This window comes from Brevibacillus reuszeri (assembly GCF_002897295.1).
Taxonomy (GTDB): Bacteria; Bacillota; Bacilli; order Brevibacillales; family Brevibacillaceae; genus Brevibacillus; species Brevibacillus reuszeri_A.
The window spans coordinates 523,918-538,049 of record NZ_BEXF01000001.1; the positions used below are offsets into that span (position 1 = coordinate 523,918).

Consider the following 14,132-nt stretch of genomic DNA (forward strand, 5'->3'; position numbering starts at 1 on the left):
CTTGCAATCTCGGCTCCGTCAAAAGGCTAGAGCAGTCAGACGCTCAAATGCCTCATTGCCATTCGTATCGCCGGAATCGAGATAATTTACTTGCTGTCCACAGCTTGCAGGAAGTCCCGAACCACTTTTACATACTCATCCGTCTCTTCCAAATAGCCGAGATGGGAGCTTTTTTCGAATATATGAAGCTTGGCGCCTGGCACTAGTGACTGGTAATAGCTAGTCGAGTCGGGAGCGGCTTCGTCATAGCGGCCACAGACAAAGAGCGAAGGAATATCAATCTGATTCAGCTTTGGTGTGTAATCAAAGGTCTTGAGATTGCCAGTCGGGCAAAACTCCGAAGGTCCCCACATCGTCATGTAAACATCCTTGTTTGCTTTTTTCCGGCTTTCGGTCATGATCGCTGGCAGCGGATCGAGACGGCACACATGCCGGCTGTAGTATTCCTTCATGGCGTCCTGATACTCTTTGGAATCGGTAGTACCTTGCTTCTCATGATGCTCGATCGTTTGTTGAACAGCTTCAGGCAATTTTGCGATCAGCTCATCGGCGTCTTTTTTCCATAGCTTGCTACTTAGGCATGGGCTGGAGAAGATGACGCTTTGTACACCAGCAGGCTTGGTGTCAATCAAATAAGCAGCGGCAAGCATCGTTCCCCACGAATGACCGAGGATGTGAACCTCATCTAGGTCGAGAGCCTTTCTCACAGAGGCCAATTCTTCAACAAAGCGCTCCGTTTTCCACAAGGAAGCATCAGTCGGCCGCTCCGAATTCCCCGACCCGAGCTGATCGTAAAAAATGACAGGTCTGTCCTCACCCAGTACATGGAGCGCTTCCTTTAGCGGATCATGCGTATTCCCAGGCCCCCCATGAAGCACGATCAACGGTGTCTTTTCCCCATCGCCGACACGACTGTACCAAACTCTGCCTCCAGGAACCTCTATGTACCCATCCGTTTGCTTCATGCCCGTCGCCTCCACTTCGTAATTTTTACATTAAAAAATTTTTGATTCCTTACACTATACCATTTCTGGTAAATTTGCACTTTCTCTTGATTTTTATGCTCTAAAAAAGCGCGAGTGATGCCAACAGCTTGCGAGAGGAAAAAGGAGAAAAAGCAAAGGTCTTTGGGACATCAACCGAGTCGTAATGAAAAAAGCGAAAACAAGCTTTTAAGCGTCCACTCTGAACCACATCCTGATTGGGCCACTTTGGACGCGGTTTTCGCTTTTTTCATGGAGACGGGCACCACACGCATCCAGCAGGGGGCCCAAGAACCTGCCGCTTTTTCTCCTTTTTCCTCTCCACCACAAACCACTCGCAGCGCCCCCTCCAATTTTACACTTTTTTTAGAATTGGTTTAGAGCGTGTTTACACCTCCCCTCTACCATTGTTTATAGAGAAAGTGAAAGCAGTCACTTTCCAACAAACAGGAGGGATAAAATATGCGAAAAAAATGGCTCGCTGTTGCACTTGCAGTAGGACTGAGTGGCGCTTTGGTTTGGGGTATGGGAATATCCGCAAGTGCGGAAAACAGAGGACTTGATGTGTATAAATCAGCGCTGGGTCAAACGAAGGAAGCGCAGAGCTTGACCGCTCATACAAAGGTAGAGCTGACAGATAACGGCACGAAGCTGCTCACGGTCGAAGGCGTTGCCAAGGTCAATCACGATGGGAATGCGGCTAGTGTGGATGCTACCTACACAGATGCAGCCAGGACAGGCAGCTTTCAAGCCTTTCGTGAACAGGATCAGGTTATTTTTAAGAAAGGGGATAGTGACGTTTATCGCGTCATGGAGACAGCTGCTTGGGGACACAAATCTGATAAGCGCACAGAGGACGGACCTCCAGCCTTTGTGAAGCAGCTATTTCCAGCGCTGCTTGGGGATATGAATAAATGGACGACAGTCGAGGAGCTGCCGGATGGCGGCAAGCAGGTTGCGCTTGAGCTGTCTGAGCAGGAGATGCCTGCGTTTGTAAAAGCAATCGCACCGACTGTCTACGCAAAAGTCTTAGAACGCAGCGAGGAGAAGGAGAAATCTTCTGCGGAACAGGGCATGGTGGTAAAACTCCCGAATCTGCAAAAGGATGTTCAGGTAGATGAGATTACCCTGCATGCTACAATCGATAAAAATAATTTGATTGAAGAGCAAACTGCTGAAATACACGTATCTGGTGTAGACGCATCCGGTGAAGCGCACAAGCTTCTCCTATCTCTGGATGTTCGCTTGTCTGATCTTGCTGCCACGACACCTGATCATATCGATCTCGCAGACAAGCAGGTAGAAAAGATTTCGCGTGAGGATATGAAAGGCAGATGGGGCAAAAAAGGCTGGGGAGACCATGTCTCTCAATAGGTCTGCTAGGTTCCCTGTAGTATAATATCACCATCCATAGACAGCGACGGGAGGATTACCCATGTCGATTAAAACCAGGCTCTTGCTATCCTATATCGCCATGATTGTCGTTCCCGTCGTCTGCTTCGGGTTGGTGGCAGCATGGCTGGCTCCTTCTTTTTGGGGAGATCAATTTCCTTCTGGAAAAGAATCGCGAAAGCCCGTCTTCCGGGAAACATTGACCAAGCGAGATGAGCTGTTCGCGGGCATTACCTTCATTGCCAGCTACGACGCAGACAGACTTTTGAAACCTGACATTTTGAATGAAACAGACGAGCAGCTTCGTTTGCTCGGGGGTGCATTGATCGTGGCAAAAAACGGTAGTGTGCTGTTTGCTTCCCCTACGATTGAGAGTGTTGACGTGCCTGCTTATATGAAGGCAGCAATGGAGGAGCGCGGCAGGAACGGATGGCAACAGTTAAATAAAGAGGGCTACTCCGTCGAGAGCCATGACTTTACTTTTGGAGATAGAAGCAGGGGGACGTTGTATTTCCTGTCTGATTCCCGTTCGATGTTTGTAACCGGTATGTACTTTTTCGCAACTATGATGCTGACTTTGCTTGTCATCGTGGCACTGACCAATGGGCTGCTGACCTACCTGGTTTCACGGAGCATTATCAAGCCGCTGTACGCACTCAAGCAAGCAGCAAACGAAATCAAGGAAGGCAATCTGGATCGCCCCGTTTTGCTGAAACGAAACGATGAGCTGGGAGAGGTGGGGGCTGCCTTTGAAGAAATGCGAGTCAGATTGTATGAATCAATCCGCCGGCAGCTTCAATATGAAGACAATCGCAAAGAGCTGATCTCCAGCATCTCTCATGATTTGAAAACGCCGATAACAGGAATCAAAGCGTGCGTCGAGGCGATGCAGGCTGGAATAACGGATACCGAGGCCAAGCGGGAAAAATATATGAGCATGATTGCTATCAAATCCGAGCAGATGGATCGCCTGATCGATGAGCTGTTTTTATTCTCTCGCCTCGATTTGAATAAGCTGCCCTTTCAAATGGAGCAAGTTGAGCTCACAAGCTACCTTTCCTCATTTATGGAAGAGCTGCGTCTCGATCCGCGGTTGGAGGGCGTGCAGTTGCCCGTTGCCTATTCCGGCAATACATCCATCCTGGTCAAGGCAGACAGGGAAAAGCTCCATAGAGTGCTGATGAATATCGTCGACAACAGCCTCAAGTACTTGGATAAGGAAGAGAAGTGGATACGGATGGAAGTATGGACGGGCGAGCAGGCAGCGACCATTTCACTGATAGATAACGGCGCAGGCATAGATCAAGAAGCGCTGCCGCACATTTTTGACCGTTTTTACCGTGCTGACCCGTCACGCAATACGTCCATGGGAGGCGGAGGCTTGGGACTTGCGATTGCCAAGCAAATGATTGAAGGTCAGGGTGGCATGATCTGGGCGGAGAGTGAACGGGGGAGCGGGACGCGCATCAGCTTTACGTTGCCCTATGAGGAGATGGCCGGAGGTGATTCGCGATGAAGCGTATTCTGATCATTGAAGACGATGCCGTTATTGCTGAGGTAGAAAAAGACTATTTGGAAGCGAGCGGCTATGTGGTCGATGTCGCTTTTTCCGGAGATACAGGCTTGAAAAAGGCATTGCAGGAGGAGTATGATCTCCTGATTTTAGACCTGATGCTGCCTGAGATAGATGGCTTTGCCATATGCAAGCAAGTACGTGAGGCCAAAAACATCCCGATCCTGCTCGTCTCTGCCAAAAAAGAGGACGTGGACAAAATTCGCGGACTGGGGCTCGGAGCGGATGATCATATCAGCAAACCGTTTAGTCTGGGTGAACTAGTTGCGAGGGTCAAGGCTCATTTGGCACGCTACGATCGGCTAGTCGCAGATAGTCAGCCGCGAATGCCTAAAGATGAAATCCGCATTCGTGGGATTCAAATCGACAAGCTGGCGAGAAAAGTGCACATCAACGGAGAAGAAGTAATGTTCACCTCAAAAGAATACGACCTGCTGTTGTTTTTGGCGACCCATCCGAATTGGGTGTTTAGTAAAACGGAGCTGTTCGAAAAGATTTGGGGGTTGGACTCACTCGGAGATATTGCGACAGTGACCGTTCATATCAGCAAGCTGCGAGAGAAAATAGAAAAGGACCCGTCCAAGCCGCAGTACATTGAAACGGTTTGGGGTGTCGGGTACCGATTTGTACTTTAGCTTTTGAAAAACAAAATAGATGAGGTGAAGCCATCATGATCAAGCTCAGCATGAATCAGAAAAAATGGCTCCTGCTCGCTCATTTGATTTTTTCTTCCATCATGTTGGGCGGTGCCGTCATCTTTCTGGTACTGAGCATCGTTGCGGCGACCTCCACAGATGCCAGTATTATTTCTGCCTGTTACCAAGCCATGCATGCCCTTTCCAAAACGAGCGTACGCGCCTCTACGATCGGGACGATTGTGACGGGAGTGCTGCTCTCTGTCTGGACGCACTGGGGGCTGTTTCGCTATTATTGGCTCATCGCAAAGGAAATTCTGACCGTATTTGCCATTGTGCTGGGGCCGATCGGGATGTACTTTTGGACATTGCCAGCCAGCAGTTCCGCCTTGCCTGAAGGGATCGGAGCGATGGAAAATTCGGCTATTCTCCTAAACAGCGGACAGCTATGGACTGGCATCATCCTGCAGATTTTGTCCCTTGCGATCATCTTCTGGCTGTCGGTGTTCAAGCCGTGGGGGAAACGAAAAGCGTAAAAAAACGTCATACACATAACGAACAACTATCTTTTGCCATCGTGCAGGAGGTAGTTTTTTTCGTCCATAATCCCTATCCCCATACAAGGGCATTTCTAGGTACAATGAATGGCAGAAACAGAAATAACGTAGGAGAAACGCACTGCTAAAGGAGAAGCAACAGATGGAAAGAAAAATAAAAGTACTCGGAACGGGGAAATATTTGCCGAAGCGACAAGTAACCGCCGCCGAGCTGGATGCACGACTAGGAGTTCCAGCGGGCTGGGTGGAGAAGAAGTCAGGAGTGAGTGTGAGGCATTATGTGACGGACGAAACGGCCGCACAGATGGGGGCGATTGCTGCCCTGCAAGCACTCGAAGCGGCAGGGCTGACGATGCATGACATCGATTGTCTGGTATGTGCAAGCGGTACCGCTCAGCAGGAGATTCCATGTACGGCTGCATTGATCCAGGAGGAGCTACAGCTTTCTCGTTCAGGCATTCCCTGCTTCGATATCAATTCCACATGTCTAAGCTTCGTGACAGCACTGGATGTGCTATCTTGCTCCATGGCACTCGGTATATACGAGCGTGTCCTGATCATTTCTACGGAAATTGCTTCGGTCGGACTGAACTGGGAGCAAAAAGAGAGCTGTGTTTTGTTTGGTGATGGAGCAGCAGCGGTTGTCATTGGTCGTACCCCGGACACAGAGACAGCGCGCATCTTTGGATCGGCGATGAAAACATACAGTGAAGGGGCGCATTATTCAGAAATCAGGGGAGGCGGAACCATGCTTCACCCGAGTCAATACGCCCAAGGAAGAGAAGCAGATTTTACATTTGATATGGACGGGCGGAAAATATTTCGACTGACATCTCAGCGAATTACAGGCTTCGTCGAGCAATTGCTTGCGGCGGTGTCTTTGAAAAAGGAGCAGCTCAAGGCTGTCATTCCCCATCAAGCGAGCGGAATGGCGATGCGGATTATGGCAAGCAAGCTCGGTTTCTCCGATCAGCAGATGGTCAATATTCTCGCTCATCACGGAAACATGATTGCGGCGTCTATCCCACTGGCACTGCATGAGGCGATTGTCCATAGGCGTATTGAAAGAGGAGACCGTGTGCTGCTCCTGGGAACATCTGCAGGCTTGTCGCTCGGAGGAGTTGTCCTTGAGTACTAGCAAGACGATTTTGCTTACGGGAGGAAGAGCTCCCGGTACGCTGGAGCTGGCGCGATTGCTCGGTGCAGCGGGACATCGGGTCATCGTGGCAGAAAGCGCGCGGCTGCATCTTTGCAGTCGCTCTCGCTTCGTCGAGCGGGCGTATCGGGTACCTTCCCCGCGCGAGCAACCAACAGACTATATTTCAGCCCTGTGCAGGATTATGGAGCAGGAGCAGGTGCATCTGTTGATTCCGACCTGTGAGGAAATTTTTTATGTCGCACAGGGCCGTGATCGTTTGCAATCCTATGGAGCGGTGTTGACAGAAGGACCGGATGTCTTGGGGTCGCTGCATGATAAATGGCTGTTTGGAAAGCTGGCGCGGGAAGCAGGCGCCACTGTCCCGAATACCGTATTGAGCTGCTCGCAGGAAGAGCTGAAGCAGGCCTTGCGAGAGGCGAGTGGACCTGTCGTGCTAAAGCCAGTCTACTCACGTTTTGCAGCACATGTCCGCATCATAGCAGATCCGCTTGCAGCAGCCATGAACCCACTTCCTGAGCCTAGTACAGAGCAGCCCTGGCTCGTCCAAGAGTTTATAGATGGTCGTCAGCTATGCAGCTATGCCGTCGCTCACGAAGGACGGTTGTCTCTATATGCGGACTATGCAACAACATATACAGCAGGGCAAGGGGCTTCTATCTATTTTGCCTATGCGAATCATCCGCGAGTAAAGGACTTTGTCAGCAGGTTTGTGGAGCGCCATCGTTTTAGCGGACAGATCGCCTTTGACCTGATTGAAAGCAGGCAGGGAGAGCTGTATGTCATTGAGTGCAATCCTCGGCTGACAAGCGGAATACATCTGTTCAGAGGGCAAAAGGAAGCGGCAAATGCCTTTTTGCAGCAGGGCAGTGAGGTGATCGTCCCTCGGGAAACAGCGCCCCCATCCATGCTGGCAATGGCGATGCTGACCTATGGACTTGGCGGCATCCGGGATTGGAGCGATCTGAAGCAGTGGGGAAGCGACTTTTTTTCCGCAAGAGATGCGCTGTATATGCCCGGTGATCCGTGGCCATATGCAGCACAGTTTGGGATGCTTGCCGATTTGGCCTGGAGCAGCATCCGGACAGGGAAGAGCATGATCGAATGCAGTACAGAGGATATTGAATGGAATGGGGAAGCGCCATCCGTAGTCGAAGGAAGCCGCTCCCGAAAAAGGATGTGAAGAAACCATGAGCAAGCGTGTACTCGTCACGGGTGGAACGGGCTTTCTCGGGCAAAAGCTGGTGCATCGGCTGCATGAAGAGGGCTATGAAGTAACGGCCTTGGGACGCGATCAGCGGATCGGAAGCGAGCTGCAGCAAAAAGGAATTCGCTTTGTCCAGAGCGATATAAGAGATAAAGAAGCGATGATTGAGGCGTGCCGGAATCAGGATGTTGTGCATCATGTGGCGGCATTTTCCTCCCCATGGGGGACTTACCGTGACATGTATGCGACCAATGTTGACGGAACCAGCCATATTATAGACGGCTGCATGAAGTATGGAATCGAGCGGCTGGTCCATGTATCGACCCCAAGCATTTATTTTGCTTTTGACGACCGAGTGGGGATTCGAGAAAATGATCCGCTGCCAAAGCGATTTGCTAATACATATACGCATACAAAATATTTGGCGGAGCGTAAGGTGGATGAGGCTTTTCAAGCAGGGCTAGGAGCGATAACGATTCGTCCGCGGGCACTGTTTGGTCCGGGAGACAATGCCATCCTGCCTCGGCTGATTCGTGCCAATGAGAAAAAATTCGTTCCGCTGATTGGCGGCGGACGTGCCGTCATGGATTTGACCTACATTGAAAATGTCGTGGACGCTCAGCTGCTCTGCATGGATTCGCCAGCAAGCACGCTGGGCCAAGCCTACAATATAACAAACGGTGAGCCAGTCACGCTCATCGATGTCTTGTCAGAGGTGTTCAGACGATTGGAAATGCCGCTGCGTGCAAAAGAGCTGCCCTATTGGCAGGCATACTCCGCAGCATGGGTGCTGGAGACTCTCTCACGTACTCTGCTTGGCAATCGCGAGCCAGTTTTGACCCGTTATTCGGTCGGAGTACTGGCGAAATCGCAGACGCTTGACATCACAAAAGCCCGCGAAGCATTGGGTTATTATCCGCGCGTCAGTATCGCAGAGGGAATCGAGGCGTTTACACAGTGGTGGAGGTTGCAGCATGAACGTTAAATTGACGCTGTTGGACACAGGGTTTTGCCGTCAGCTGGAGCTGTTTTCGCGAAAGGGAGGGCGGCTGAAAAACGTTCCGTTTCACGCCCTCGCAGGACTGATCGAGCATCCTGTCCACGGTCTTCTGCTTTTTGATACAGGCTATTCTCCGCGTTTTTTTGAGGCGACACGTACATTTCCGTACTCAATCTATGGCAAGCTCACACCTGTTGTAACGGATGAAGCTCAGGGTGTTCGGGCTCAGCTCGTCGCGCGCGGAATCGACCCTGATTTGGTAAAAGGCATCCTCATCTCCCATTTTCATGGCGATCATATCGGCGGCTTGCGCGATTTTCCGCAGGCGAAGCTCTACTGCTTCGAAAAGGCGTATGAGCGAGTCCGGGGAAAGACGGGGCTGGCCGCGCTTCGCGAAGGATTCTTGCCGGACTTGATACCAGACGATTTCGAAGAGCGTGTGACTTTTGTTGACCGGAATTCGCCTGTGCCATTATCGAAAGCGTATCAGCCTTATACGGAGGCGTACGATCTGTTTGGTGATCAAAGCTTGCTGCTCGTTGATCTGAGTGGACATGCACAAGGGCAGTTCGGGCTGCTCCTGTGCGACCATGATCATGGAGAGGTGTTTCTTTGTGCAGATGCCGCGTGGTCTAGCGTAGCTTACCGTGATCATTTGCTGCCTCATCCATTGGCGAGACTCATCATGGCGGATCAAAAGACGTATCGCGAGAACTTATACAAGCTGCATGTGCTGTCCCGTAATCGGAGCGATTTGCGGATTATGCCGACTCATTGCGAAGAGGTATGGCAGACGTGCAAAGGAGATTTTTCATGGAGATCGTAGCATTGCTTAGGCAATATATCCGGACCAAGTGGCTTGCCAGACGATTTTCCACGCGGGAGCAGCTGGAGAGCTGGCAGTCAGCACAAGTGCAGGCGATGCTGCGACGCATTTTACCCGACTCTCCTTTTTATCGCGAGCGATTGGGCGATCTTGACACTGCGGACTGGCGCAGCATGGAGCCGATTGATAAAAAGCTGATGATGGCGCATTTTGATGAGCTGAATACACGCGGGATCAAAAAGGAAGATGCGTTCCGGGTTGCCCTAAAAGCAGAGGTGACACGTGATTTTGCTCCACAGCTCGAAGGGGTTACTGTTGGCTTGTCATCGGGGACATCTGGCAATCGCGGTTTGTTTTTGGTGGGACGAGAGGAGCAGGCAAAATGGGCGGGAACGATCCTCGCCAAAGCACTTCCGGGACCGCTGTGGTCCGAGCATCGCATCGCTTTTTTCCTGCGGGCAAACAGCAATTTGTATACAGCAGTAAACAGGCGGCGCATCCGCTTCTCTTTTTTTGATCTGCAAAAGCCGCTACAGGAGCATCTGCTTACCTTGAATGAGTACCAGCCGACGGTGCTTGTTGCTCCAGCTTCTATGCTGAGGCTGTTGGCGGCGGAGCAAAGAAAGGGAGCACTGCGGATTGCACCTGCCAAAATCATTTCGGTTGCCGAGGTATTGGACCCATTAGACGAAGCGTACATACGAGATACGTTTGAACAGCTTATTCATCAAATTTACCAATGCACAGAAGGCTTGCTGGCTGTCACCTGCGCCCATGGCACCCTGCATGTGAACGAAGATTTGATTGTCATGGAAAAAGAGTATCTGGATGAGCAAAAAGAACGCTTTTTCCCAATTTTGACGGATTTTTCACGTGTGACGCAGCCGATCATCCGCTACAGGCTTAATGATATTTTGACCGAGAAGCACTCGCCCTGTCCATGTGGCTCTGTCTTTACGGCATTGGAAAAGATCGAGGGCAGAGCCGATGATCTCTTTTGGTTTCGAGGGGAAAAGGGAGAGCTCCTCGTATCGGTGTTTCCCGATTTCATCCGCCGGGCTGTCATTTCTACATCTGATGCGATTGAGGAATATACCGTGCGACAGCTCAGTCCGTGCAAGCTGGAGGTAGCGCTTCGGCTGAGGGATGGCGACTCGCCATTCATTGAGGAGCAGGTGCGCAGCAGTCTTGAGGCAATCATCCGGGAGCATCAGGGAGAAGTGCCGGTGATCACCTTTACGCCATATGAGCTGCAGCTAGGCACGAAAAAATTAAGACGGGTTGAGAGGATGTTTACGCCAGATGAGCAGCAGGAAGACGATCGCTGTCCATGATCATACCACGCTAGGCGACATTCGCTGGGAACAGCTGCGGGACGGAGAGTACGCACGCAGCTATTTAGAGCCGTTGATGACTTCTGACCCAAAGCGCTATGTCCAAAATGTCCAGACACGGGTGCTGGCACTAGCCATTGATGCTCGAATCATGCCGCTGACCATAAATGAGGGGGAGTATGACAACTCCTATGTTTGCTCTCCATATACGCATTATGTGACCTATGCCAAGGAGGAGCTGGATATGCTCGGCTCCCCTATATGGAAGGGCTTGTTTTTACCGCTCCTGTCAGGGCTGGGAGGGTGGATGAAAGCGAGCCAAAGCAATCGGATGGTCATCGTCAACAACTGGCTCCTGTCGACGAATTTATACCATGAGATGACAGCAGAGGATGCAGAGCAGATTACCGAGTATTGTGTGGAGCGTTTTCCAGATCATATTATTGCGTTTCGCTCTGTTTGCCGCAAGCTTTGTCCTGATTTCTACGCTGGTCTGCGCCGGGCAGGCTACATCCTGATTCCCAGTCGTTACGTGTATTTGTTTCATCCCGATTGGCCTGCCCAAGGAAAGTGGCGCGTCCGCAATACGCTGGGGCGAGATCGGCAATTGCTTGCGCGCTCGGGATATCGCATCCTGTCTCACGAAGAGCTGGGCGAAGAGCACGCCGAGCGAATCGTTGCGTTGTACAACGCTTTGTACCTGGATAAATATTCGCAGCATAACCCGCAGTTTACGACGGAGTTCATCCGGCTGGCGATGAAAAAAAAGACGCTGACCCTCATCGGATTGGAAAAGGAGGGGAGCATGGACGGCATACTCGGCTATTTTCAGCGAAATGGTGTGATGACTACGCCCCTTTTTGGCTACGATACGTCCTTGCCCAAACAGACAGGCTTGTATCGGATGCTGTCCAGTCTCCTCGTCAGGGAAGCGGAGCGCCAAGGAATCCTGCTTCATCAGAGTGCTGGTGTCGGTGCCTTCAAAGCCGACAGAGGAGCGGTTGGCGAGCCGGAATATACGGCTGTGTACGTCAACCATTTGCCTAAGTATCGTCGTGGAATATGGCAGGTCATGACTTTCCTGCTGGAGAAAATCGGCATCAGGATGGTAGAGAAGTACAAATTATAGCGATTTCCCACACTTCGGTTACTGTCGAAATATCTCTCATGTACACTACGTGTAGCATCTAGTCGCTAGAAATGGGGGAAGCAACAACATGAATCCGGTTTTATTCGGTATTTTGGTCGTCATTACGACTTCGCTGATGGGCTCATCCTTTGCTGTCGGAAAAATCGGGCTGACTTACTTCTCGCCGCTGCTCCTGGTGGGACTTCGTTTTACCCTAGCAGGTTTGTTGATGGCCATCTGGGTATGGAAAAAGCCGTTGCCAAAATCGCTCCAGGATTGGGGCAAAATAGGTCTGATCGGATTTTTGCAGACCGCAGCGGTGATGGGCTGTATCTTTTTGAGCCTACGTACGATTACGGCAGGGGAGTCATCCATTTTGACCTTTATGAACCCGCTGCTGGTGGTTATCTGGGGAACGCTGTTTTTGGGTGTATCTTATCGTTTCTCACAATGGGCGGGCGTGCTGATTGGAATCTTCGGAGTCTTTATTACGCTTGGCTTTCATCTGCAATGGGAGACAGGGACGCTTTTTGGCATAGGGTCTGCTGTATCGTGGTCGATCGCTACGGTTTTGATCAAAAAGTGGGGAGTCCGCTTCAATGTGTGGGTGATGACAGCGTATCAAATGCTGTTTGGGGGCATCCTGTTGCTCCTGATGGGCGTGACCTTGGAGACACCAAAGCTGATCATTACGCCTACATCTATCGTCATCGTGCTATGGCTTGCTGTCATGGCGTCAATCGTGCAATTTGCCACCTGGTTCTTTTTACTCAATCAAGGCGATCCAGGCAGGACGAGTGCCTTTTTGTTCCTGGCTCCGTTTTTTGGGGTACTGTCAGGCTGGGTGCTTCTGTATGAGGTTGTCAAATGGCATGTGTATGCGGGAGGATTGCTTATTTTCGCAGGAATTTTCCTCGTCAACTGGACGTTTGCCCCAAGTGGGAGATTGCAGCAGTCAAAAAGAGAGAGCGCATAGGACAACGGGAAGTGACTCTTTTATAAGAGCTGCTTCCCGTCTTCTATTTGCAGGCCGAATTCGTTGAAAAGTCCGGTTGAGCCGTCTGGTGTGATCCGAACCGCCCTACCGCCTGGCAGACGCTCGATCCAGCCTAACTCAAACAACCGTTTGGTCAACGCGGCTCCGAGACTTCCCGCGAGATGGTGACGCCGCTCGCTCCAGTCCAGACATTGTCTTGCAAAACGTCGTTTGCTTTTGGGCTTGCCCTCAACCTCTACGCCGAGTGCCAGCAGCTTTTGCTTGCCTGATTCGTTCAGTACATAATCCTGTCCGGATGCCTCGATCAGCTGCAGTTCAATCATTTTTTGCGTCAACGCAACGCCGATTACACCCGCCAGATGGTCATAGCACGTTCTGGCGAAGCGCATAGCCCGTAATTGATCGGATTCCCGCAAGGAACGAACGGGCTTTGGGGTAGCAATCGTGAGCAAAGCCTCTAATGCATGAGCGACTTCAGCACTAGCCAGTCGATAATAACGGTGTCGGCCGTGAGATTCGCTGACGAGCAGACCGCCCTCGACGAGCTTGGACAGATGAGTGCTTGCTGTTTGTGGTGTCACACGGGCTGCACGTGCCAATTCGCTGGCAGGCAAGGCTTTTCCGCTTAACAGGCTGACGAGGATCGAGACGCGAGACGGCTCTCCGATTAAAGAGGCGATCTCCACGATATTTGGACTGGTATTCAACCGCTTGTCCCCCTTTTTTGCTCTCTCACTCATTATATACCACTTACAAAAATCAGTAGTAGGTCTATCGTTCTGGCGTCATTCATACATAAATAGGTACATCTGACGAATCATTATGGAAATGCTCTACCATTTTGGAAAAACCAACCATAGTCTAGTAGAATAAGTTCAGGAAGGGTGAATCTCTATCTACTGAAAGGAAGAGGTCCTATAGATGAGAATCGCAGTAACCGTCAAAAGTATTGGTAAACGCAAGAATGCTTTAAGCCGCATTCCTGTTGAGCTTGCACAAACACCTCAGACACTGAGGGAATTGATAGAAGTGTTAGTAGAGTGGAACATTCGTGGATTAGTAGAAAAGCAGCAAAACATCTCGATTGTACCGTATTTGACAGAGGGAGAGGTCAAAGAGCGGGCGGAGAATGGAAAAGTAGGCTTCGACGCGGTTTACAACGACACTATTCCTGATGTTCAAAAATCGCTAGACACGGCAATTCAGGCTTTTGAAGACGGATTATACCGCGTATTTATTTCAGACGAGGAAGCAGAAGCATTAGAGACTCCGCTCTTGTTGAAGGACGAGGATGAGGTCGTATTGATTCGTTTCACAATGCTGGCTGGAGGCTTATGGTGAGA

Annotated in this window: 14 protein-coding genes; 12 read left to right on the forward strand and 2 right to left on the reverse strand. The window is 50.8% G+C overall.

Annotation, left to right across the window (positions count from 1 at the left end):
• Window positions 1–86 precede the first annotated feature (86 nt).
• On the reverse strand, window positions 87–965 hold the full coding sequence (locus tag C3B52_RS02555; RefSeq protein WP_103104508.1) for a proline iminopeptidase-family hydrolase: 879 nt from the start codon (window positions 963–965) through the stop codon (window positions 87–89).
• A gap of 480 nt (window positions 966–1,445) precedes the next feature.
• On the opposite strand from C3B52_RS02555, the gene C3B52_RS02565 reads away from it, so the two are divergent.
• From C3B52_RS02565 to C3B52_RS02615, 11 genes are all read left to right on the forward strand, one after another.
• Window positions 1,446–2,357, forward strand: a complete 912-nt coding sequence (locus C3B52_RS02565) for a hypothetical protein (protein ID WP_103104510.1) — start codon at window positions 1,446–1,448, stop codon at window positions 2,355–2,357.
• Window positions 2,358–2,418: 61 nt separating this feature from the next.
• Window positions 2,419–3,891 (forward strand): sensor histidine kinase, encoded by a 1,473-nt coding sequence (locus C3B52_RS02570; protein WP_164684675.1) that lies wholly within the window; start codon window positions 2,419–2,421, stop codon window positions 3,889–3,891.
• Complete coding sequence (locus tag C3B52_RS02575) at window positions 3,888–4,583, forward strand: response regulator transcription factor (RefSeq protein ID WP_103104511.1); 696 nt, start codon at window positions 3,888–3,890, stop codon at window positions 4,581–4,583. The genes C3B52_RS02570 and C3B52_RS02575 overlap by 4 nt, the downstream gene beginning before the upstream one ends.
• A gap of 35 nt (window positions 4,584–4,618) precedes the next feature.
• Complete coding sequence (locus tag C3B52_RS02580; RefSeq protein WP_103104512.1) at window positions 4,619–5,119, forward strand: hypothetical protein; 501 nt, start codon at window positions 4,619–4,621, stop codon at window positions 5,117–5,119.
• Between the two features lie 163 nt (window positions 5,120–5,282).
• Window positions 5,283–6,278 (forward strand): beta-ketoacyl-ACP synthase III, encoded by a 996-nt coding sequence (locus C3B52_RS02585; RefSeq protein WP_103104513.1) that lies wholly within the window; start codon window positions 5,283–5,285, stop codon window positions 6,276–6,278.
• On the forward strand, window positions 6,268–7,479 hold the full coding sequence (locus C3B52_RS02590) for an ATP-grasp domain-containing protein (protein ID WP_103104514.1): 1,212 nt from the start codon (window positions 6,268–6,270) through the stop codon (window positions 7,477–7,479). Before C3B52_RS02585 ends, C3B52_RS02590 begins: the two co-directional genes overlap by 11 nt.
• A gap of 7 nt (window positions 7,480–7,486) precedes the next feature.
• Window positions 7,487–8,488, forward strand: a complete 1,002-nt coding sequence (locus tag C3B52_RS02595; RefSeq protein WP_103104515.1) for an NAD-dependent epimerase/dehydratase family protein — start codon at window positions 7,487–7,489, stop codon at window positions 8,486–8,488.
• Window positions 8,478–9,329, forward strand: coding sequence for an MBL fold metallo-hydrolase (locus C3B52_RS02600; RefSeq protein WP_103104516.1), 852 nt, complete (start codon window positions 8,478–8,480; stop codon window positions 9,327–9,329). The genes C3B52_RS02595 and C3B52_RS02600 overlap by 11 nt, the downstream gene beginning before the upstream one ends.
• On the forward strand, window positions 9,317–10,663 hold the full coding sequence (locus tag C3B52_RS02605; protein WP_103104517.1) for a F390 synthetase-related protein: 1,347 nt from the start codon (window positions 9,317–9,319) through the stop codon (window positions 10,661–10,663). Before C3B52_RS02600 ends, C3B52_RS02605 begins: the two co-directional genes overlap by 13 nt.
• On the forward strand, window positions 10,632–11,792 hold the full coding sequence (locus tag C3B52_RS02610) for a GNAT family N-acetyltransferase (protein WP_103104518.1): 1,161 nt from the start codon (window positions 10,632–10,634) through the stop codon (window positions 11,790–11,792). The genes C3B52_RS02605 and C3B52_RS02610 overlap by 32 nt, the downstream gene beginning before the upstream one ends.
• Before the next feature lie 88 nt (window positions 11,793–11,880).
• On the forward strand, window positions 11,881–12,768 hold the full coding sequence (locus C3B52_RS02615; protein ID WP_103104519.1) for a DMT family transporter: 888 nt from the start codon (window positions 11,881–11,883) through the stop codon (window positions 12,766–12,768).
• Window positions 12,769–12,788: 20 nt separating this feature from the next.
• Here C3B52_RS02615 and C3B52_RS02620 read toward each other — a convergent pair whose 3' ends face one another.
• Window positions 12,789–13,496 (reverse strand): ArsR/SmtB family transcription factor, encoded by a 708-nt coding sequence (locus C3B52_RS02620; RefSeq protein ID WP_103104651.1) that lies wholly within the window; start codon window positions 13,494–13,496, stop codon window positions 12,789–12,791.
• A gap of 214 nt (window positions 13,497–13,710) precedes the next feature.
• Between C3B52_RS02620 and C3B52_RS02625 the strand changes: the two genes are divergently transcribed.
• Window positions 13,711–14,130 (forward strand): hypothetical protein, encoded by a 420-nt coding sequence (locus C3B52_RS02625; RefSeq protein ID WP_103104520.1) that lies wholly within the window; start codon window positions 13,711–13,713, stop codon window positions 14,128–14,130.
• Window positions 14,131–14,132: the final 2 nt, after the last annotated feature.

Bases quoted from the DNA above. Each gene is read 5' to 3' on its own strand.
- C3B52_RS02555 (WP_103104508.1), bottom strand. From the start codon at position 965: ATGAAGCAAACGGATGGGTACATAGAGGTTCCTGGAGGCAGAGTTTGG.
- C3B52_RS02565 (WP_103104510.1), top strand. From the start codon at position 1,446: ATGCGAAAAAAATGGCTCGCTGTTGCACTTGCAGTAGGACTGAGTGGC.
- C3B52_RS02570 (WP_164684675.1), top strand. From the start codon at position 2,419: ATGTCGATTAAAACCAGGCTCTTGCTATCCTATATCGCCATGATTGTC.
- C3B52_RS02575 (WP_103104511.1), top strand. From the start codon at position 3,888: ATGAAGCGTATTCTGATCATTGAAGACGATGCCGTTATTGCTGAGGTA.
- C3B52_RS02580 (WP_103104512.1), top strand. From the start codon at position 4,619: ATGATCAAGCTCAGCATGAATCAGAAAAAATGGCTCCTGCTCGCTCAT.
- C3B52_RS02585 (WP_103104513.1), top strand. From the start codon at position 5,283: ATGGAAAGAAAAATAAAAGTACTCGGAACGGGGAAATATTTGCCGAAG.
- C3B52_RS02595 (WP_103104515.1), top strand. From the start codon at position 7,487: ATGAGCAAGCGTGTACTCGTCACGGGTGGAACGGGCTTTCTCGGGCAA.
- C3B52_RS02600 (WP_103104516.1), top strand. From the start codon at position 8,478: ATGAACGTTAAATTGACGCTGTTGGACACAGGGTTTTGCCGTCAGCTG.
- C3B52_RS02605 (WP_103104517.1), top strand. From the start codon at position 9,317: ATGGAGATCGTAGCATTGCTTAGGCAATATATCCGGACCAAGTGGCTT.
- C3B52_RS02610 (WP_103104518.1), top strand. From the start codon at position 10,632: ATGAGCAGCAGGAAGACGATCGCTGTCCATGATCATACCACGCTAGGC.
- C3B52_RS02615 (WP_103104519.1), top strand. From the start codon at position 11,881: ATGAATCCGGTTTTATTCGGTATTTTGGTCGTCATTACGACTTCGCTG.
- C3B52_RS02625 (WP_103104520.1), top strand. From the start codon at position 13,711: ATGAGAATCGCAGTAACCGTCAAAAGTATTGGTAAACGCAAGAATGCT.